The 19,046-nt window shown below is 41.9% G+C and carries 19 protein-coding genes; 10 read left to right on the forward strand and 9 right to left on the reverse strand.

Annotation, left to right across the window (positions count from 1 at the left end; genetic code table 11):
• Positions 1-18: 18 nt before the first annotated feature.
• Both RSX31_RS00555 and fumC read left to right on the forward strand, forming a co-directional pair.
• Positions 19-753 (forward strand): amino acid ABC transporter ATP-binding protein, encoded by a 735-nt coding sequence (locus tag RSX31_RS00555; RefSeq protein WP_148968320.1) that lies wholly within the window; start codon positions 19-21, stop codon positions 751-753.
• Between the two features lie 155 nt (positions 754-908).
• On the forward strand, positions 909-2,294 hold the full coding sequence (gene fumC, locus RSX31_RS00560; protein ID WP_148968321.1) for a class II fumarate hydratase: 1,386 nt from the start codon (positions 909-911) through the stop codon (positions 2,292-2,294).
• A 110-nt stretch (positions 2,295-2,404) separates the two neighbouring features.
• Here fumC and RSX31_RS00565 read toward each other — a convergent pair whose 3' ends face one another.
• Entirely contained in the window at positions 2,405-2,623 is a 219-nt protein-coding gene (locus RSX31_RS00565; RefSeq protein WP_034763234.1) for an alpha/beta-type small acid-soluble spore protein, read from the reverse strand.
• Between the two features lie 295 nt (positions 2,624-2,918).
• Here RSX31_RS00565 and RSX31_RS00570 point away from each other — a divergent pair, with 295 nt between their 5' ends.
• On the forward strand, positions 2,919-3,170 hold the full coding sequence (locus tag RSX31_RS00570; RefSeq protein WP_148968322.1) for a hypothetical protein: 252 nt from the start codon (positions 2,919-2,921) through the stop codon (positions 3,168-3,170).
• Positions 3,171-3,221: 51 nt separating this feature from the next.
• Here the strand turns inward: RSX31_RS00570 and RSX31_RS00575 are convergent, their stop codons facing one another.
• Both RSX31_RS00575 and RSX31_RS00580 read right to left on the reverse strand, forming a co-directional pair.
• Positions 3,222-4,319 carry an ABC transporter ATP-binding protein gene (locus RSX31_RS00575; RefSeq protein ID WP_148993294.1) on the reverse strand — a complete coding sequence of 366 codons (1,098 nt, stop codon included), beginning with the start codon at positions 4,317-4,319 and terminating at the stop codon, positions 3,222-3,224.
• 96 nt (positions 4,320-4,415) lie between these two features.
• Positions 4,416-5,330, reverse strand: a complete 915-nt coding sequence (locus RSX31_RS00580; RefSeq protein WP_148968324.1) for a PucR family transcriptional regulator — start codon at positions 5,328-5,330, stop codon at positions 4,416-4,418.
• 150 nt (positions 5,331-5,480) lie between these two features.
• Between RSX31_RS00580 and RSX31_RS00585 the strand changes: the two genes are divergently transcribed.
• Positions 5,481-5,741, forward strand: a complete 261-nt coding sequence (locus tag RSX31_RS00585) for a metal-sensitive transcriptional regulator (protein ID WP_148968325.1) — start codon at positions 5,481-5,483, stop codon at positions 5,739-5,741.
• A 424-nt stretch (positions 5,742-6,165) separates the two neighbouring features.
• Here the strand turns inward: RSX31_RS00585 and RSX31_RS00590 are convergent, their stop codons facing one another.
• Positions 6,166-6,345 (reverse strand): hypothetical protein, encoded by a 180-nt coding sequence (locus tag RSX31_RS00590; RefSeq protein WP_148968326.1) that lies wholly within the window; start codon positions 6,343-6,345, stop codon positions 6,166-6,168.
• A 96-nt stretch (positions 6,346-6,441) separates the two neighbouring features.
• Positions 6,442-6,651, reverse strand: a complete 210-nt coding sequence (locus tag RSX31_RS00595; protein ID WP_148968327.1) for a YheE family protein — start codon at positions 6,649-6,651, stop codon at positions 6,442-6,444.
• Positions 6,652-6,777: 126 nt separating this feature from the next.
• Here RSX31_RS00595 and RSX31_RS00600 point away from each other — a divergent pair, with 126 nt between their 5' ends.
• Positions 6,778-7,176 carry a ferritin-like domain-containing protein gene (locus RSX31_RS00600; protein ID WP_315632777.1) on the forward strand — a complete coding sequence of 133 codons (399 nt, stop codon included), beginning with the start codon at positions 6,778-6,780 and terminating at the stop codon, positions 7,174-7,176.
• Positions 7,177-7,203: 27 nt separating this feature from the next.
• Here the strand turns inward: RSX31_RS00600 and RSX31_RS00605 are convergent, their stop codons facing one another.
• From RSX31_RS00605 to RSX31_RS00620, 4 genes are read right to left on the reverse strand one after another with little or no spacing between them, the layout of a single operon-like run.
• On the reverse strand, positions 7,204-8,397 hold the full coding sequence (locus RSX31_RS00605) for a YheC/YheD family endospore coat-associated protein (RefSeq protein ID WP_315632779.1): 1,194 nt from the start codon (positions 8,395-8,397) through the stop codon (positions 7,204-7,206).
• Positions 8,394-9,767, reverse strand: a complete 1,374-nt coding sequence (locus tag RSX31_RS00610; RefSeq protein WP_315632780.1) for a YheC/YheD family endospore coat-associated protein — start codon at positions 9,765-9,767, stop codon at positions 8,394-8,396. The genes RSX31_RS00605 and RSX31_RS00610 overlap by 4 nt, the downstream gene beginning before the upstream one ends.
• Positions 9,767-10,855, reverse strand: coding sequence for a YheC/YheD family endospore coat-associated protein (locus RSX31_RS00615; protein ID WP_315632781.1), 1,089 nt, complete (start codon positions 10,853-10,855; stop codon positions 9,767-9,769). The genes RSX31_RS00610 and RSX31_RS00615 overlap by 1 nt, the downstream gene beginning before the upstream one ends.
• 4 nt (positions 10,856-10,859) lie before the next feature.
• Positions 10,860-12,197: a YheC/YheD family endospore coat-associated protein gene (locus RSX31_RS00620; RefSeq protein ID WP_315632782.1), complete on the reverse strand. Its 1,338-nt coding sequence runs from the start codon at positions 12,195-12,197 to the stop codon at positions 10,860-10,862.
• A 131-nt stretch (positions 12,198-12,328) separates the two neighbouring features.
• On the opposite strand from RSX31_RS00620, the gene RSX31_RS00625 reads away from it, so the two are divergent.
• The 5 genes from RSX31_RS00625 (at position 12,329) to RSX31_RS00645 (ending at position 19,043) form a co-directional block, all read left to right on the forward strand.
• Positions 12,329-13,468, forward strand: coding sequence for a DUF445 domain-containing protein (locus RSX31_RS00625; RefSeq protein WP_315632783.1), 1,140 nt, complete (start codon positions 12,329-12,331; stop codon positions 13,466-13,468).
• Positions 13,469-13,563: 95 nt separating this feature from the next.
• Positions 13,564-13,917 (forward strand): YlbF family regulator, encoded by a 354-nt coding sequence (locus tag RSX31_RS00630; RefSeq protein ID WP_148968334.1) that lies wholly within the window; start codon positions 13,564-13,566, stop codon positions 13,915-13,917.
• Positions 13,918-14,142: 225 nt separating this feature from the next.
• The gene (locus RSX31_RS00635; RefSeq protein ID WP_315632784.1) at positions 14,143-15,015 is read left to right on the forward strand and encodes an HAD-IIB family hydrolase; all 873 of its coding nucleotides are present in this window, start codon (positions 14,143-14,145) and stop codon (positions 15,013-15,015) included.
• A gap of 135 nt (positions 15,016-15,150) precedes the next feature.
• A complete protein-coding gene (locus RSX31_RS00640) occupies positions 15,151-16,647 on the forward strand; it encodes a coproporphyrinogen III oxidase (protein WP_148993300.1) in 1,497 nt (498 codons plus the stop codon).
• A gap of 782 nt (positions 16,648-17,429) precedes the next feature.
• Positions 17,430-19,043 carry a long-chain fatty acid--CoA ligase gene (locus RSX31_RS00645; RefSeq protein ID WP_148993301.1) on the forward strand — a complete coding sequence of 538 codons (1,614 nt, stop codon included), beginning with the start codon at positions 17,430-17,432 and terminating at the stop codon, positions 19,041-19,043.
• Positions 19,044-19,046 lie beyond the last annotated feature (3 nt).

The following is a 19,046-nucleotide window of genomic DNA, read 5'->3' on the forward strand; positions in this document are numbered from 1 at the left end:
TATTAAAGGAGATTGAATATGATTTCCATCAAAGGATTAACTAAACGATTTGATCAATTAGAAGTATTAAAAGGAATGAATGTAGAAGTCAATAAAGGAGAGGTGATCGTCCTGATTGGCCCATCGGGTTCAGGAAAGACAACCTTCCTCCGCTGTTTAAATGCACTGGAATTACCGAATGACGGAACGGTTTCAATTGGCGGGACTTCCGTTGATTTTAATAAAAAGGTTTCCAAGCAAGAGCTTATTAAACTTAGACGGAAAACAGGCATGGTATTCCAAAACTATAATCTGTTTCCCCACATGACCGCACTGGAGAACGTAATGGAAGGACCAACTATCGTCCAAAAACGCAGCAAGTCCGAAACAAAGGAAAAAGCGATCAGACTCCTTGAAAAAGTAGGACTCGGTGAAAAAGTGGACTACTATCCGTTCCAGCTCTCAGGAGGGCAGCAGCAACGGGTAGGAATCGCAAGAGCATTAGCGATCGAGCCGGAAGTGATGCTCTTCGATGAACCAACCTCAGCACTCGATCCAGAATTGGTCGGGGAGGTTCTTAAGGTAATGAAGGACCTTGCTGAAGAAGGGATGACCATGGTTGTGGTGACTCATGAAATGAGATTTGCCAAAGAAGCAGCCGATAAAGTCATCTTCATGGATGGTGGATATATCGTTGAAGAAGGCTCTCCTCAAGAAGTGTTTGAACAGCCTAAGAACGAACGTACGAAACAATTCCTGAACTTAATACAATAAATTGTAAAAGATGAATGAGACTCATGCTCATTCATCTTTTTTTAGGTTTAGAGTCATAATGTTATGTCAGTCTAATAAACTTTTCAGAAAAAGGTTAGATTAACTGGATTAGTGGAAATATGGTAATAGAAGAGTCATTTAAGGGAGGAACTAGAATGGAATATCGTATAGAACGTGACACAATCGGAGAAATGAAGGTGCCCAAGGAAAAATATTGGGGAGCACAGACTCAGCGAAGTAAAGAAAATTTCCAAATCGGTACAGAGAAAATGCCCATTGAGGTTACATATGCCTTCGCACAGTTAAAGAAAGCCGCCGCAGTTGTCAATCATTCACTTGGTAAGTTATCAGATGCCAAGAAGACGGCGATTGGACAGGCATGTGATGAAATCCTGGAAGGAAAGTGGGACGCCCATTTTCCCCTTGTAGTATGGCAAACAGGAAGCGGTACACAATCCAATATGAACATAAATGAAGTCGTTTCCTTTCGTGCCAATGAAATTCTCAAAGATAAAGGATCGGACGAGAAAGTCCATCCGAATGATGATGTGAACATGTCCCAAAGCTCAAATGATACATTCCCTACAGCCATGCACATCGCTGCGTATCAAGAAATCGAATCAAAGCTGTTTCCTGTCGTTCGGGAATTTACTGCGACATTAAGAGAAAAAGAAGACCAATTCAGTGATATTATTAAAATTGGCCGTACACATCTTCAAGATGCAACACCATTGACGCTCGGTCAGGAAATCAGCGGATGGCGTGGCATGATGGAAAGGTCCTATAGTATGCTGAGAGAAAGCGTTCATCAATTAGTCAATCTGGCTATCGGTGGGACGGCTGTCGGTACTGGGATTAACGCCGATCCGGAATTCGGTGACAAAGTGGCAAGACAATTAGAAGCTCAGACTGGCATCAAGTTTTCCTCATCTGATAATAAATTTCACGCCCTAACGTCCCATGATGAAATCGTGTACGTACACGGAGCTGTAAAAGCACTGGCAGCAGATCTGATGAAAATAGCCAACGATGTTAGATGGTTAGCGAGCGGTCCCCGTAGTGGGATTGGTGAGATAACGATCCCTGCCAATGAACCAGGAAGTTCGATCATGCCGGGTAAAGTGAATCCCACCCAGAGTGAAGCAGTGACGATGGTAGTGACACAAGTATTCGGGAACGACGCGGCCATCGGATTTGCCGCCAGCCAAGGAAACTTCGAACTTAATGTATTTAAACCAGTCATCATCTATAACATGCTGCAATCCGTACGACTGCTTACAGATGGAATAAAGTCCTTTAACGATAGATGTGTAAAAGGACTTGAAGCGAACGTAGAGGTAATAGAGGACTTTGTTCAAAGGTCCCTTATGCTCGTAACGGCATTAAATCCTCATATCGGGTATGAAAAAGCGGCTGAAATAGCCAAGAAAGCTCACAACGATGGCTCTACATTAAAAGAAGCAGCCATCGAATCAGGATATCTGACCGCAGAGGAGTATGATCAGTGGATCGATCCGGCAAGTATGGTTCATAATAAATAATAGGAAGAGCTGGCTCCTAATGGGGTCAGTTTTTTATAGTGAAAAGACAGCCAAAATGAAAACCCCCGGCCAAGGACCGGGGGCTTTATCCATTCATATGAAATTGCTGATTATTTTTGGTACCCGCCACCGATTTGTTGTTCAGCCATTTGTACAAGGCGTTTAGTGATTTCTCCACCTACAGAACCGTTAGCACGAGCTGTTGCATCTGGTCCTAATTGTACGCCAAATTCAGAAGCGATTTCGTACTTCATTTGGTCGATAGCTTGTTGAGCTCCTGGAGCTACTAGTTGGTTAGATGAATTGCTGCGAGATTGTTGCTGTTGCATAATCTGTCATCTCCTTAAAATGTATAAGTTTTTTTGGTTGGGTTAGCTGGATTTGCACCAGCCCGCTATTCCATGAGCGACCATTCTAATAATGGCGTAACCCATCGAGTGGTGGGAGAGAAGGCTTGTTCCTGCCTTGTTAATAGGTATTATGGTTCGTTTCTGAATTTATATTCAAAGTGATGACAGGGAATTTATTCCTGATAAATCCCTAAAAGTTTTCTACATAAATCACTGTGATTGTAAAAAGGATAACACTATACAATGAATTAGATTGAAAGTATGGTGACACAGCATGAAAGCTTGCGCATTATGTAACGGGATCGTTGAATACAGGGGACTTTGCCCAAAGTGCGGAGACTCTACAACCGATCAGGGAAGATATTATGATTTTTACGATGAGTACAGTGCGTATATGGATATACAGCATGTACAATTAGCCGATGGCATACCGAATAGCAGCTGCTCTGATACTTGCCTCCATCTTTTTACATGTATTCGATGTGGGGAAGAAGAGGGGAAAAGCATAGATTTGACAGAGTTTTAAACGATGTAAAAAAGCCGCACTCGTGAATGAGTGCGGCTTTAAGTATTTATTTTATCGAATTCTTGACTCGGATTCTGAATCAAAGAAATGAGCTTTGTTCATATCAAAAGCAAGTTCAATTGTTTGGCCGGCAGCGATATCGGTACGAGAGTCAACGCGGGCAACAAACTCTTGTCCTTCTAATTGAGAGTAAAGCATCGTTTCAGCACCTGTTAATTCAGATACTTCGATTTTCGCAGTGATTTTCGCACCTTGTGCAGTATCTAAGAATAGCGGTTCATCATGAATATCCTCAGGACGCACTCCCAGAACGATGCTCTTGCCTACATGACCTTGTTCGCGAAGCACTTTCATTTTCCCTTCCGGTACAGAAACTTTGGTATTTCCAATCACGAATTTACCATCTTCAAGGGAGCCGTGGAAGAAGTTCATAGCAGGTGATCCAATGAATCCGCCTACGAAAACATTTTCAGGCTTATCGTATACTTCTTTAGGAGAACCAACTTGTTGGATGACTCCATCCTTCATGACAACAATACGAGTTGCCATAGTCATTGCTTCTGTCTGGTCATGTGTTACGTAAATCGTTGTCGTTTGTAAACGTTGGTGAAGCTTGGCGATTTCTGCACGCATTTGCACACGAAGCTTAGCATCAAGGTTGGACAGAGGCTCATCCATTAAGAACACTTTCGCATCACGAACGATGGCACGTCCAAGTGCTACACGCTGGCGCTGACCACCTGATAATGCTTTCGGTTTACGATCAAGCAGTGCTTCAAGACCAAGGATTTTAGCCGCTTCTTGAACTCGACGGTCTATTTCTTGTTTATCGAATTTACGTAATTTAAGTCCAAAGGCCATATTATCATATACGCTCATGTGTGGGTATAGGGCATAGTTCTGGAAAACCATGGCGATGTCCCGGTCTTTTGGTGCCACATCGTTTACGCGCTTTCCATCGATAGAGAAATCTCCTTTAGAAATTTCTTCAAGTCCGGCAATCATACGCAAAGTCGTTGACTTTCCACAACCTGAAGGTCCTACAAATACGATAAACTCTTTATCTTGAATATGAAGATTAAAGTCATTTACTGCCGTAACCTTGCCATCATAAATTTTGTGGATATTTTCTAATTTTAATTCAGCCATTTACTTTCTCCTCCTTGAAATGCAATCGTTTTCATCTATAGCCCTATTGTAGAGAAAGCGGATTCAAAACGATATGGTCAACTTGCACAAAGTTCCTTATTCCTTTTTATGCAGGTTGTCAGATTGAAAGTTCAAGCATGCGAAATAGGCTAAAATTCCACCTTGAAACGTTTTAATATCAATATTGGTTTTTTCAATGAACTTATCAATTCGATACTGTACACTATTCCGATGCATAAATAGTTTCTTGGCAGTCTGACTGATATTTGATTGATGTTCGAGAAAAGCCTTAACAGTGTGAATCAATTCAGGATCTTCCAGAAAGGTGTCAGTCACCTTTGTGAAAATTTGTTTTTTCCATTCCTGCGGTAAATGATGGAGGGCAAATTCAGGCAGAACCGTCACCACGGATTGAATAAATGCCTGCTTATGTACAGTTCTGGAGAATGAAAACAATTCCCGCTCATATTTAAAGGTGAGAGGGATTTGTGGAACATCGTGAAATTGTCCTATGAAATAAGAAAGACTGGCAAAAAAGTCCGATTCAATCACATGGGAAATAGATAATAATTGCTCTTCATCCAAATTCCATGCACCTTTCTCTTCAATGAGCAAGCCCATATTATCATCCTGCAATACAAGTATCGTGTGGAGGGGTAATAAATGTTTAAACGCCTCTTTTAATAGAAGCTGGTCTAAACTCTCCTTCATAGAGAATTGAATGATCCGGAATTCGCCGTCTATATTTGAAGGCATTGGTCCATTATTATATAAATAGGTGAACCATTCCATTGAGTTGGGAGAATCATTGATCGATCCGGATGGATTTATTATCTCTTTGAACAAGCAGTGCAATAACTCCGTTTCCTCTTGAGTGATCTCACTTCTAACAATGCCTATGTATTCATCTTCTGCTTCATTTGTAAACCAAATCTTTGTAGCTTCAAGATTGGTTGGATAATGGTTTTGGATTATGGCAGTAGGAAATTTTTTACGTAAATATGTAAACATGTCATCCCTCTTTGTTCATTATTATAGTGAAAAAGGTTATAATGTCTATTGTACTTAAATAGTTGGATTAATCAAAGTGTGCACGATTGCAATAAATCGCTAATTTTAATACTATTGAAGAATGAATAAATCATTATGGGGTGTCCTAAAATGGAATATACTAAAGAAGTTACCAATCGAATGAAACGCCTTGAAGGTCAAGTGCGCGGCGTGTTGAAAATGATGGAAGAAGAAAAACACTGTAAGGATGTTGTGACTCAATTATCTGCCGTACGTACTGCCGTTGATCGTACATTAGGTCTCATCGTTGCGAAAAACCTGGAAGCCTGCATTCGTGAATCGGAAGAAGAGGGCATCAATGCAGAAGATGCTATTCAGGAAGCCGTCAATATGCTTGTCAGAAGTCGATAAATACTAAAAGCTGCCGAAGGATAATGCTCCTTTTTGGCAGCTTTTTTGTTTGTCCAGCTCCGGTGGCTAGAGGCTCGAGGTCATAAGCCAAGAATGCCAAAAAGGCAAAGAGCAGCGCCTTTCCGGCATTCTTTTCTTATGCTTGTCGCCTCTGGGCAAGCCCCCTCCGCTTTTCTATTGTCCAGCTCCGGTGGCTAGAGGCTCGAGGTCATAAGCCAAGAATGCCAAAAAGGCAAAGGGCGCCTTTCTGGCATTCTCGTCTTATGCTTGTCGCCTCTGGGCAAGCCCCCTCCGCTTTTCTATTGTCCAGCTCCAGCGCCTAGCCCCTCGAGGTCATAAGTCAGTCTTGCTAAAAAGGCAAAAAGCGCCTTTCCAGCAAGCCCGCCTTATGCTTGTCGGGGCTGAACAAGGCGCTTCCGCTTTTCTATTTCGGTGGTTCTTCATGATCCGTGATTTCGATTGCTTCTTCGATGTTGGTTGTGTTTTCCCTCATGTGGACGGACCCCCCGGACATGCCTTCGTTGATAAAACGGTCCACATCGAGAAATACTTTTTCTTTTCCTTCATAATTGGTATCTGGAAGGAATTGATCATCTTTTTTCATGCTCATCAGCCTCCTTACTTTAGTTTTGGAAAGGAAGCTGAAGTTATACATGAAGGCTCATTAATTCTCTATTTCAGGTGAATTATGTACGTTCCATCAATCATAAACGTGGAACAGCATCAGCTCATGAAGCTGCTTCTTGAGGGTGTCTTCCTTATCGGGCGGTGGAGTTGCTCCAGTCCATTCAATTTTACCGTCTTTATGGTAATTCCCTTGAAATTTTGTCCCGCTGAAGTAAAAGGAAAACGTCCAGCCGGGAAGCTGTTTATTTTCGAACATGCTTTTATATTGAAAATGTTGAATCATTTTTCATCACCTCCACTATTATTGTAAACGTTTTAATACATGCTGTGTAGGTGTGGGTGTTAAATGTATCATAAATGGAATTCTCCTCTAATAGAATTTACTGAAGAGATAGAGGAGGGACGAAGAATGAATTCGTTTATTCGTGATTTGCAAAAGGCGATCAGTGATGAATGGACAGCCTATTATTTCTATAAAGAATTAAAAGGGCGGACGAATAATCCATTATATGTAGAGTTTATCGAACATGCCAAGAAGGATGAAAAGGTGCATTATGAAATGTTCCAATACCTCCATTATTTATTAACGGGAGAATATTACGAGCATAAGAAAGAGAAGGTGGGGTTTACCACTTTTAAAGAAGGAGTCCTGCTTGCACTGAAGGATGAGCTTGAGGCTGCAGAATTCTACAGGGACATGCTGCTGGAGATTCCGAATCAACAAGCCTATAAGCCCCTATTTATTTCCATGACTGATGAAATGGAACATGCTACAAGATTTTCTACGATTTATAATTCATTACGGTAAGAATGACAAAGGTTGAACCACCTGGATTCAACCTTCGCTATTTTTAGCACTGAGTGTGAGGAATGTGCGGACAAGCTGTTTTCGCCGTTTGTTTTCAATTTCTTCTTCATCAAAGCTCATGGGCTTTGAATTGATTTCAAATAATACAAATCCCCCTTGTTCCCGTGGAGCTAAGTCGATGGAGAACTCTCCAACATAGCCAAAGGATTTAGCAAGCTCTTCCCCACATGTTTGAACGATCCGTGAGATTTCCTTTTTCGTATGAACGTCTGCGACTTCTTTAAGAGAAATGATCTTCCCACCGGTAGGTACATGAGTGGTGACTTCCTGTCGTTGTGACATACGGACACCAATGCCTATTAAACGAAAATCCTCCCCCGTGTGAAGGACTAATATTCGGAAGTCATAGCGATGATCATGCAATGTTTTACAGTCAACGGCTTCCTGTATGATCCACTGGTTACTATTAAACCATTCGCTGTATGATTGAAACAGGCGGGATACGTTTAAGAACCTCTCCATTTTTTTTATGCTTTTGCAGAGAATACGTCCATTGTCATCGATTTCGATGAGTCTGATTCCTTTTCCTTGCGAAGCGAGAGAGTGTTTCACATATATTTTTTTATGTGACGTAAGAAAGTTGGTAAAGGACTCTTCATTTGTGACAAGCTCAGTTTGCGGCAGGTACGGATCGAGTTCACGACTTTTGGACAGAAGCTCGTATATTTTCCATTTGTTAAAGAAATGAGGGTTGAAGAAAGGAATTTTATGTTCCTTAATAAAATGGAGAAGCTTCTGATAGGCCTGATTTTGCTCAGCATGCCTCGAGGGAACGCGATTATAAATGACGTTTGGTACAGGAAATAGGCATTTCACCCATTTGTTTAATGGCTGATTGTACATGATCCCGGAAATGGAATCACCGAAAACATCTTGAGGAGAGAAGACAAAACAGACTCCACCTGCCTGTTCAACGTCCAGCTGAATCGATCTAAACAATTCAAAATTCCCCTTGTATTTATTCTTTTCCTCCTTACTTGCTACGATTCCGATCAGGGGAATCGCCGGAATGTTCTTCTGATGAGGCGAGATGGTGAATTGATAGCAATCTTTTGAATTCTTAGAAGAAAGAAGAAAGGAATTCTTCGCAAATTTATAGGTCTTTATGGATTCTTCCACATGAAAAAAGGTTTTCTTCTCCCGATTATAAAGGATGTTCATGGAAGCATTTCCTCAGGGTGATTCAAGCTTTGCTGAGTGAGAAAGATCCCGAATGATAAGGCAAGTTTTCTTGTTAATAAATCAAAGCTCTTCAAATGGGGATGGGAAAAAATAGACCTTCCCGGCTTAGAGTTTGCTTCGAACATCCAAATTCGATGATTTTCGTCCACTCCGAAGTCAAAACCGATTTCTCCTATAAATCCTTCCAGATTTCGTTCGATGGCATGTGATAGTGTTAAAGCTGCGTCCTTTAGTGCACCTTCAATAACTTCTCGGACTGCTTCATCCGGAAACAGCTCCGATAAAATTTTCACTTCTCCACCGTTATTTGCATGGGTGGTCACACTTCCTGATCCTGCCACTTTTCCGGCCATTGCACTTACTTGCCATTCTCCGTCCCCACCTTTATTCGTATGAACCCGGAAGTCGATCGGCCGGTTATTTTCCTGCAACAGAGAAATTCCCTGCTGAACGATAAAAGTGTCAAGATTTCGATTCTTAAAGACCGTATTGACAAGTTGCTCCAAGGACTTAAATTTCAGTAAGCGATTTTTACGATCTTCATCTCTGAACCGGCAATAATATTCATCGGATGAGCGATTATACGTAATCTTGTGGATGCCATTGCCGAGACTGCCGTTTTTCGGTTTAAGATAAATATGATGATAGGTGGCAAGCATTCTTTCCATTTCATCAAATGATTGAAATGAATGTGTTTCCGGAAGCAGGTGCTGGACTGAAGAATCGTTTTCCAGTCGTTCAAACAAATCAAGTTTATTAAAGAAACCTGGATTGTACCAGGGAATACCGTATTCCCTCTGTAGCCTTTCTTTGATGCTCTGGTACGTTTTACGCTTTTCACTGCGGCGGTTCGGTAGCCTGTCATAGATAACATTTGGAAAAGGAATCTCCTCGATTTCCCAACCTTCTCCAAAGTGAAAATATCCCTTTACGAGTCCGTTCTCCCAATTAATATGACGCTCTCCAAACACAAAGGGAATGACTCCAAGGGATGATTGAACAGATAAGAGCTTTTTGAAGAAATAAGAGCGCTCACCAATCGGGCTTAAGCTAAAACTTGTGAATCCTGAGGTGAATATGCCAATGAGCACTCCTGCATATAAACAATCCTCTTTACAAAAGAGAGAAAGGGACTTTACTTTCGAAGGAAGATGTAACTTCCCGGCTAAACCAGAGCTAATGCCAATCACGTTACGTCCATTCGGATGACGCTTACATTCCGCGGATTGCCTTGCAGTTCCAAGGATTACTGTATGAGGGAATTTTTTTTCCTCCAGCTTGAAACCAGAGGGGAGGTATAGAAGACATTCTTCATCTTGGAATTGTTCTATTTTATACGTTTTAAGCATTAGAAATCACCTCGTCTTAAGGATGTTAGTGATTGTGATGCCAAGAACTCACAATAATCTAATGGAGCTTTGTATAAGGATGGCAGTTTCTCAGGTCCAAGTGCATCTACTACTTTATGTCCCGGCTTAGAATTCATATCGAGAATCCACAGTGATTGATCCTCACCAATAATAATATCAACCCCGATTTCAAACAGAGCTGAAAAATGTTCTTCAAGTAGTAAAGGCATTTCTTCCATAATGTCAGTGAGTTCTTCTTCAATATTGTCCCAAGAAGAATCGTGAAGAGTCATCCAATCACTATATGATTTATATGAAGCTCCTCGACTGATATTGGTCAGAATTGCCAGCTGTTCCCCTACACGGATCGCCCGCTGAAATTCTCTCCATTCTCCATTAGCGTTTTTATTCAAAAGAATGCGCAGATCAAAAGGTGCATTCTCATTCGTCAGATTGAGAATCCGCTTTTGGCAAATGAACGTATGCTGCAGAAGGATTCGGTTAACCCACTTGATAAAGATCTCTTTCCTTTGGAAGGATTGTTCCCTGATCCCTTCCTTTTTCGTTGTTCGAACGACTATGCCCCCCTGGCTTTCAACAAGATGATAAATGGCAAATCCATGAGCCCCATCCACTGGTTTGATCATTATATCTTTATGTTCAGTAAGTAGATTTAATAAATGTTTTCCGTCGGTCACAAGATACGTTTCGGGAATGTAAGGGGAGATTGGGGTCTTTTTAAGTTTTTCGTAAAGAAGCCATTTGTTTGGTAACCCATAACCGAGAAATCGAATGTGTCTCTGGTTCTTTAACCACTGAACAACGGCCTTTGCCTGCTGGGATTGTATATCCTTTTGATAATAGGTACGGTCGTAGATATATTCCGGAATTTCAAAGGCTTCATTTTCCCATGATTGTGTTTCTTTATTGAAATAAAATCCATCCACCGTTTCGTTTAAAGGAGAGATTCCTTTGGGGGAGAACAGATAAAGATCAATCGGATAAGAAAGGGATTGTTTCGCTATTCCAAGAAAGTAGCTGTTTGTTATTTGCGGTGTAAGGGTCATAATGCCCAATGATTGGTTCATCGTTTTAATCCTCCTTGTTCATCCATTTTGTGAAACTATATTCATAGAATGCTTTAACCGAAGGACGAATCCGGTCGTTTTCCAAGTATGTTCGTTTAGAGGGTTTGGAATTGACTTCAATCAGCCAGGGCTTCCCGCTTTCATCGATGCCGACATCAATGCCAAGCTCGGCGAAATGCCCTTCAACCGTGTCAGAAAGGAGTCGGGCAGAAGACGTACATAACACCTTCATATCATTTAGAATCCCAACACTTCTCTGGGGGGGAAAAAGAGATTGAAGGATTGGAAGAGGTTTTGCGATTCGTCCTCCCTGATCGACATTCGCCACGAATTGATCATGAGAAGCAATCCGGGCGACAGAAGAAACGATTTCCCAGTGTCCCTTTCCATTCAAGTGACAAAGAAACCGAAAATCTAATGGCTGATCTTCCACTGTAAGAAATGGAATGGTTTCCTGAACCAAATAAGAAGAAGGGTTGCACCAGGATCGAATTTGCCTATAGAGTGCAGAGTAGGTTGAGAAAGAAAGTGGACTCTGTGATGTGAATGAATTTTGGTGCATGAAAAAATCATTCTCTCTTTTTTGGATACGCATGATGTAGCGTCCCCTGCTACCGTTTACCCCCTTAACGAAAACATCCTTATATAAGGAAAGCATTTCCTCCAATGAATCGAATCCCTCCACGGTTTTGGGCAGGTGATGGGCGAGTGACGGTCCATCTTTCAGCGCATTGTAAACCTCGTCTTTAGATAGAAACCCAGAATTGAAAACGAGAATGTCCCGTTCTTCAGATTGAGTGAGGGCTTTTTCAAAGGAAGGAGTCTTTTCTACCTTTCTTGAATGACATCGATTGTAAATGATGTTAGGAGCAGGAAGTGTTTTAAGCTCCCAGTCTTGATCAAGAAATACAACCCCTTCAGAGAGGTCTCCAATAAAAGAAGAGAGCGGAATAAGATAAAAGAATCCACCTTTTCGTTGAAACCAGCTCTGACACTCTGTAAAATATTCTTTTAAAGAGTGTGAATGTAATGTATTCAAAGAAAATTGGTTGATTAGTAGGGCCACAACCGGTCCCAGATGGATGATGCTATGCCTTGAATCGATGGATATCCATATGTTTTCCAGATTCGGTATGGAAGAGAATAATGAATCGCTTGTTTCTAACATAATCTGTAAAGAATCGGATGGATATTCTCTGCATGTGATGTTTAGAGAAGAGTTTCCACATTTCAGTATCATGTTCCGTTCAAAAGGATATCGATTCATCATCTGTTTCGGTATATACAAGTGATGATGATCATGATGATGTATATGCGAACTAAATGAACATTTTATCTTCATCAGGCATTCCCCGTTTGCATAACCCGTAAGAATGATTCTATAATGATTTATTGGGCTAATGTTGATATAGCATTCTATGTAAAGCAAGGCAAAATGTTCAAACAAGAGAGGTAGAAAAGGAAGGTGCAATCATGCTGGATGCTTTCATCCTAATACTGTTCATGGTGTTGATTGGAGCCCTCATTGGAGGAGTCACCAATTCATTAGCCATAAAAATGTTATTCAGACCTTATAGGGCTTACTATATCGGGAAATTTAAAGTACCATTCACACCAGGGTTGATCCCAAAACGCCGTGGAGAATTGGCGGAACAACTTGGGAAAATGGTGGTCGATCATTTAATCACGCCTGAAAGTCTTCAGAAAAAAGTGATGAATGAAGATTTTCAAAGGGATGTAACCCACTGGCTAGGGGAAGAATTACAACCTGTCTTCACTTCGGACAAAACGGTGAATGAGTGGTTGGATATCCTGCAAATCCCTGTATCCTCCGATCGTCTTAATGAATGGCTTGAAGAGTGGGTAGCTGAAAAGATGAAAGATACGAAAGCAGCATACACCTCTAAAAGGCTGGAAGAGGCTCTACCTGAAAAGTGGCAGGAAAAAGTTGAAGAGAGTATTCCGAAGCTTGTTGACTTTATCGCAAACCGTGCGGAAACTTATTTCACAAGCCCAGAAGGAAAAATGAAAGTGAAGATCATGATCGACGATTTTCTGAAAGAAAGAGGCATGCTCGGAAACATGCTCGGAATGTTCCTCGGCAACACGTCTGTTGCTGATAAAGTACAGCCTGAAATCGTAAAGTTCATCAAGCATGAAGGAACCCAGGAAATCCTTTTCAATCTACTGACAAAAGAATGGTCCAAACTGAAACAAATGAAGCTTGATGAATTCATCGATCGATTACCTGAAGAAGACTTGATTAAAACCGTCCAGGCATCCCTGGTCAAACTAGTCAACATCGAAGGACACCTATCCAAGCCGCTAAGAAACTTTCTTGAGCCTCATAAGGATTCCATCTTCAATAACCAGCTGCCAAAATGGGTGGATAGAGGGACGGACCTCTTATTTAAGAAGATTCCAAACCTGATGGAGAAGATGCACTTGCAGCATATTGTGCAGGAACAGGTTGAATCTTTTTCAGTTGGAAGATTGGAAGAATTGGTTCTCGGCATTTCCCGTCGTGAATTCAAGATGATTACTTACTTAGGGGCATTACTTGGAGGAGTGATTGGAATCGTTCAAGGGGTCATAGCCCTCTTTATCTCTTAATTCAGCAGGGCCTAAGGGTCCTTCCTAGAATTTCACTCTATAGTTTGTTATAGTGGTGTAGGAAACATAGAGTGAAATTATAGGAGGTACGTATTTTGGCTATTAACTTATACGATCAAGCGAACGAATTGGAAAGTGCTTTACGTCAAAGCGATGAATTTCTACAACTGAAGAAGATGTATGACGAAGTAAACAATGACGAATCTGCTAACAAGATGTTTGAAAACTTCAGAAACATTCAAATGAATCTTCAACAAAAACAAATGAGCGGTGAAGAAATCTCTCAAGAAGAAGTAGAGCAAGCTCAAAAAACAGCTCAACTTGTTCAACAACACGAAGTAATTGCAAAGCTTATGGAAGCTGAGCAACGCATGAGCATGGTCATCAATGACTTGAACAAGGTCATCATGAAGCCGCTTGAAGAACTTTACGGTTCAATGCAGAAATAATATGGGAACAACAAGGACTGACTTCCAGTACGGGGGTTAGTCCTTTTTTTGTGGATATAGCAGTGGAACAGAAAGATACACTCCAACAAGAACTTTCATCTAGTTGATGAGTTCTACCAGCAACTCGCTATAATTTGCGAATTGCTCCCACCCCCTTGTCATATTTGTCTCTCCTCCTTCATAAAAGTAAAGAAAGGGAGTAGACAACATATAGGGGGGACACCGATGATGATCTATAGAATGCTAGCGTTAAATATTGATGGAACGATTGTAAATGATAACGGAAAAATTGCGAGGGAAACAAAGGATGCAATTGAGTACGTTCAAGATAAAGGTGTAACGGTCACATTGGTAACTAGCAGGAGCTTTGCTTCAGCTAAGAAAGTAGCCAAGGCCCTTAAACTCAAAACCCCGCTCGTCACACATAGTGGGTCCTACATCGCTGGTGAGCTTGAAAAACCGATGTATGTAAAAAAGATTGCCGAGGACATTACGTATGAAATTGCTCAATTCCTTGAAGGTTTCTCAAGTCAAGTAGCTCTATCCCATGAAAAGAGGTCAATCATTGGCAAAGCCAATTCCCAGGCAAGGGAGATGGCAAAAGTCTCTTGGCAAAGAGAGTCGAAATTACTTTATAGTAAGCAGTTTGTGGATCGTGTGAGTGATCATCTTTTGGAGAATCCAATGTCGGTTCCGAAGATATCGGTTGTCATGGAGCATCGTGAAGATGTGTGGGACGTCGTCGCTTCTCTAAAAGGCATGTATGAAGAAGTGGACGCCATTCCGACATCCGACTATAAACTTGATATCGTGCCAAGGGGCGTATCTAAGCTTCGAGGGTTAATGTATTTATCTGAACGCCTTGGAGTGAAAAAGGATCAAATCGTGATGGTTGGATCGGGGCCGGATGACATCGACTCCTTGGAATGCTGTGGTCTTGGAGTAGCTATGGGAGACGCGCCTAGACAGGTGAGAGATGCAGCGAACTGGATTACACGGAGCCAAAGCGAAAAAGGCATCCCATACTTTGTAACAGAGCTATTCCGTAAGCAGCACCCAATTCCATTCCTGAAAAAAATGAACATCATTAAATCATAAACCAATACACCCCGCTTTTCTATTGGAAAGCGGGGTGTTGTATTTATTTCAAAGGGACTCCCTGCCATTGACCATTCCCACCCCATTCTGTACACTTATAAAAGCTTATTAGATTTGGTGAAAGGTGATTAGAACGTGAATGTTTTGATAAAAGGAATCGAGGATGAGCGTTTTGAGCGCCCCCTGCGATTGATTGCTAATTTATTTTTTGAAGAATCCGTGATTCACTTTGGCTCTTGTGATGACATGGATCTTCAAGTCAAAATAGAACTTACAATAGAAGAAAAGATAGAAGCAAAAGCTGTGTTGATAAAACCGACTTCTGATGAATTATACACTGCGACCTATGAACGAGGCTGGACTTCATATGAAAATGAAAAAGAACGCTTCAAACAGCTGAAAACTGCAGTATCTCATGTATATCTGAATGTTCTTCAAGATCTTACAGGAATCAGGCAAAAGTGGGGGATCTTAACAGGGATCCGTCCTACCAAGCTTTTACATAAGCAGACACAGCTTGGGATACCCCAAGAGGCGATTCATGCGAAATTGAAAGAGGAATACCTTATTACCGATGAAAAGATTCAGCTGATGCAAAACATCGTGGACCGGCAGCTTTCGGTTGTTCCGGATCTCTATGATCTCCAGCATGAAGTGAGCATCTATATCGGAATCCCGTTTTGTCCTACCAAATGTGCGTATTGTACTTTTCCTGCATACGCGATTCTCGGTAAACAAGGTCGGGTAGATTCCTTCCTGGCCGGGCTTCACTATGAAATCCAGGAAATGGGACGCTGGCTCAAAGAGAATAACGTCAAGATTACGACGATTTACTATGGCGGAGGGACACCTACTTCCATCACGGCAGAAGAAATGGATGCCCTATATGAAGAAATGTATCGATCATTCCCAGATGTGGACGCGGTAAGGGAAGTGACGGTAGAAGCAGGAAGACCGGATACGATTTCCCCAGATAAACTGGAGGTACTAAAGAAATGGAATATCGATCGCATTTCCATCAACCCTCAGTCGTATACACAAGAAACATTAAAAGCAATCGGCCGTCATCACACCGTGGAAGAAACCATCGATAAATTTCATTTATCCCGGAACATGGGAATGAACAACATCAACATGGATCTCATTATCGGACTTCCAGGTGAAGAGCTTCCAGAGCTTCAGCATTCATTGGATGAGACCGAGAAGCTTATGCCGGAATCGTTGACCGTCCACACACTGTCCTTCAAGCGGGCGTCTGAAATGACGAAGAATAAAGACAAGTATAAAGTGGCAGACCGGGTGGAAATCGGGAAGATGATGGACCTTGCCGAAGAGTGGACAAAGGCACACGGCTATGATCCCTATTACTTATATCGTCAGAAGAACATTCTGGGTAACCTCGAGAATGTCGGCTATGCTCTCCCGGGGCAGGATAGCCTCTATAACATCATGATCATGGAAGAGGTCCAAACCATCATTGGCATCGGCTGTGGCGCTGCGAGTAAATTCATCGATCCGAAGACCGGAAAGATCACGCACTTTGCCAATCCGAAAGAGCCAAACGCCTACAACCTGGGATTCAAAGAATATACCGATAAGAAGATCAAGATCCTCAATGGTTTATTTTCATAAGCCTCTTTTTGCGAAGTTTGTTGATCTATAACATAAGATCTGCCTGGGCTCTGTCAAATTAGTAAGTGCTGGATGGTGAGGGGAACTGCTCCGCTTGCAGCTAGCGTTCGGCCGAGCCTCCTCAGCTTAGCCGAACGGGGTCTCGGCACGCCCGTACTTCCGCAGGAGTCTACACAGTTCCCCTCACCATCTATAAAAAAATTTCGAGACAGAGCTTAAAAGTAACAAAACTATCTAAAGAATACGGACTATCGCTTCTTTACAAGAAGTTATTTACCGTGGGAGCATTGTTGATTCACTTGAAAGATTGTTCAATGATCCATCAATTTAGGTGAAATCTTCTTTTATTCCTTTGTAGATTCTTTGTTTTGTGGAGGAACTCTCAACATACCTAGAATAGGAGCATTTTTTGTTTTTCTATCTATACTTGTAAGCAGTATTAATGTAGTAGCACAGAGTGGATTGTAGCGGAAGGCAAGAGCCTGGAGCGAAAAGGAACGGTCTATGTTTTCACACTTGCACTCATTCATAAAAGGCTGTACTGTCTGTGTGTAAATAGCAACAATGTTTACGAAAAGAGCTTTTTATAAAAACAAGCTGTTCAGAGAACTTCTGGACGGCTTTTTCTTTATTTCTAAGGACGTGTTGATATATGTGCAACTATCGGAATTTTTCAACAATACTTAAAGGATTACTTCTGAAAAGGTCGAATTAGTAAGGTAGACATAGAAATCAGACAATACTTTTGAAAACGTTACCAAAATTGAGGGGAGAGATCGAATATGATGCAAACACCTCTGCTTCTGACACAAATGATAGAAAGAGCCGAAAAGTATTTTCCTAACAAAGAGATTGTTTCACGCACTGAGTCCGGAATAAGCCGATTCACGTATAAACAGTGGGGAGAAAGAACACGAAGACTTGCAAGCAGCCTATCAAAACTCGGGATTGAAGAAGGGGATAAGGTCGGGACCCTTGCCTGGAACCATCATCGACATCTTGAATCCTATTTTGCAATTCCTTGTAGCGGGGCTGTCCTACATACGATCAATATTCGCTTATCACCCCAGCACATCGTATATATCATCAATCATGCCAAGGACCGGGTATTGCTCATCGATTCAGACATCGTACCGCTCATCGAAAAGATCAAAGACCAGATACCGACGGTCAAAGCCTTCATTGTAATGACTGATGGTGACTTGCCGGAAACCACTTTGGAACCGGTTTATCATTATGAGAGATTGCTGGAGGAAGGCGATCCTTCTTTCCAATTCCGGACAGACATTGATGAGAATGCTCCTGCCGGGATGTGTTACACCTCAGCCACAACCGGAAATCCTAAAGGGGTCATTTATTCTCATCGCGGAATCGTCCTGCATGCCATGGCGCTGGGGCTTGCTGATACCACTGGTGTCTGTGAAAGAGACGTTGCACTGCCGGTCGTACCGATGTTCCATGTAAACGCATGGGGACTTCCGTTTGCCTCTGTATGGTTCGGGACGAAGCAGGTTCTGCCTGGACCATATTTCACTCCAGGATTGCTGGCTCAGTTAATGCAGGATGAGAAGGTAACAATCTCTGCAGGGGTCCCGACCATTTGGCTTGGTTTGCTCAATGAATTAGAGAAAAATGAATATGATCTCTCCAGCCTTCGTTCCGTTCTATGCGGGGGTTCTGCAGCACCTAAAGGAATGATCAGGACCTTTGAAGAGAAATTCGGTATTCCGTTCATGCATGCATATGGAATGACGGAAACAAGTCCGCTTGCCGTGATAGCTGCATCGAAAAGCTATCATGATGATCTTTCCACTGAAGAAAAGCTTGATTTGAAAGCAAAGCAAGGGTTACTCGTCCCTGGATTAGACATGAAAATCGTCGGGAAAGACGGAGAAGTGGCTTGGGATGGAAAGGAAATGGGAGAGCTTGCCCTGAGAGGTCCATGGATTGCTTCTGAATACTATGAAGATGAAAGAACAGAGGAAGCATTCCGTGATGGCTGGCTGTATACAGGTGATGTCGTCACCATCGATGAAGAGGGCTACATTAAAATCGTGGACCGCACAAAGGACTTGATCAAATCAGGTGGAGAATGGATTTCTTCTGTAGACATTGAAAATGCTCTCATGGCACATGAACATATATTCGAAGCAGCGGTAGTTGCGGTTCCCCATGAAGAATGGCAGGAACGCCCGATCGCTTGTGTGGTGTTAAAAGACTCGGGAAAAGGAAATGTGTCCAAAGAAGAAATCATGGACTTTCTGAAACCACAGTTTGCCAAATGGTGGCTGCCGGATGAAATCCTGTTCCTTGATGAGATACCCAAAACGTCTGTAGGGAAATTTTTAAAGAGAGCCTTGAGGGATCAAGTGCAGGATAGAATGAAACAAATATAACTC

Source organism: Rossellomorea yichunensis (assembly GCF_032337515.1).
Taxonomy (GTDB): domain Bacteria; phylum Bacillota; class Bacilli; order Bacillales; family Bacillaceae_B; genus Rossellomorea; species Rossellomorea yichunensis.

Coding starts and splice junctions, on each gene's coding strand:
- RSX31_RS00605 (WP_315632779.1), bottom strand. CDS start 8,397: ATGAACATCCTTTATAATCGGGAGAAGAAAACCTTTTTTCATGTGGAA.
- RSX31_RS00610 (WP_315632780.1), bottom strand. CDS start 9,767: ATGCTTAAAACGTATAAAATAGAACAATTCCAAGATGAAGAATGTCTT.
- RSX31_RS00580 (WP_148968324.1), bottom strand. CDS start 5,330: ATGTTTACATATTTACGTAAAAAATTTCCTACTGCCATAATCCAAAAC.
- RSX31_RS00555 (WP_148968320.1), top strand. CDS start 19: ATGATTTCCATCAAAGGATTAACTAAACGATTTGATCAATTAGAAGTA.
- RSX31_RS00620 (WP_315632782.1), bottom strand. CDS start 12,197: ATGAAGATAAAATGTTCATTTAGTTCGCATATACATCATCATGATCAT.
- RSX31_RS00595 (WP_148968327.1), bottom strand. CDS start 6,651: ATGATTCAACATTTTCAATATAAAAGCATGTTCGAAAATAAACAGCTT.
- fumC (WP_148968321.1), top strand. CDS start 909: ATGGAATATCGTATAGAACGTGACACAATCGGAGAAATGAAGGTGCCC.
- RSX31_RS00600 (WP_315632777.1), top strand. CDS start 6,778: ATGAATTCGTTTATTCGTGATTTGCAAAAGGCGATCAGTGATGAATGG.
- RSX31_RS00570 (WP_148968322.1), top strand. CDS start 2,919: ATGAAAGCTTGCGCATTATGTAACGGGATCGTTGAATACAGGGGACTT.
- RSX31_RS00590 (WP_148968326.1), bottom strand. CDS start 6,345: ATGAAAAAAGATGATCAATTCCTTCCAGATACCAATTATGAAGGAAAA.
- RSX31_RS00575 (WP_148993294.1), bottom strand. CDS start 4,319: ATGGCTGAATTAAAATTAGAAAATATCCACAAAATTTATGATGGCAAG.
- RSX31_RS00615 (WP_315632781.1), bottom strand. CDS start 10,855: ATGAACCAATCATTGGGCATTATGACCCTTACACCGCAAATAACAAAC.
- RSX31_RS00635 (WP_315632784.1), top strand. CDS start 14,143: ATGATGATCTATAGAATGCTAGCGTTAAATATTGATGGAACGATTGTA.
- RSX31_RS00645 (WP_148993301.1), top strand. CDS start 17,430: ATGATGCAAACACCTCTGCTTCTGACACAAATGATAGAAAGAGCCGAA.
- RSX31_RS00565 (WP_034763234.1), bottom strand. CDS start 2,623: ATGCAACAGCAACAATCTCGCAGCAATTCATCTAACCAACTAGTAGCT.
- RSX31_RS00585 (WP_148968325.1), top strand. CDS start 5,481: ATGGAATATACTAAAGAAGTTACCAATCGAATGAAACGCCTTGAAGGT.
- RSX31_RS00625 (WP_315632783.1), top strand. CDS start 12,329: ATGCTGGATGCTTTCATCCTAATACTGTTCATGGTGTTGATTGGAGCC.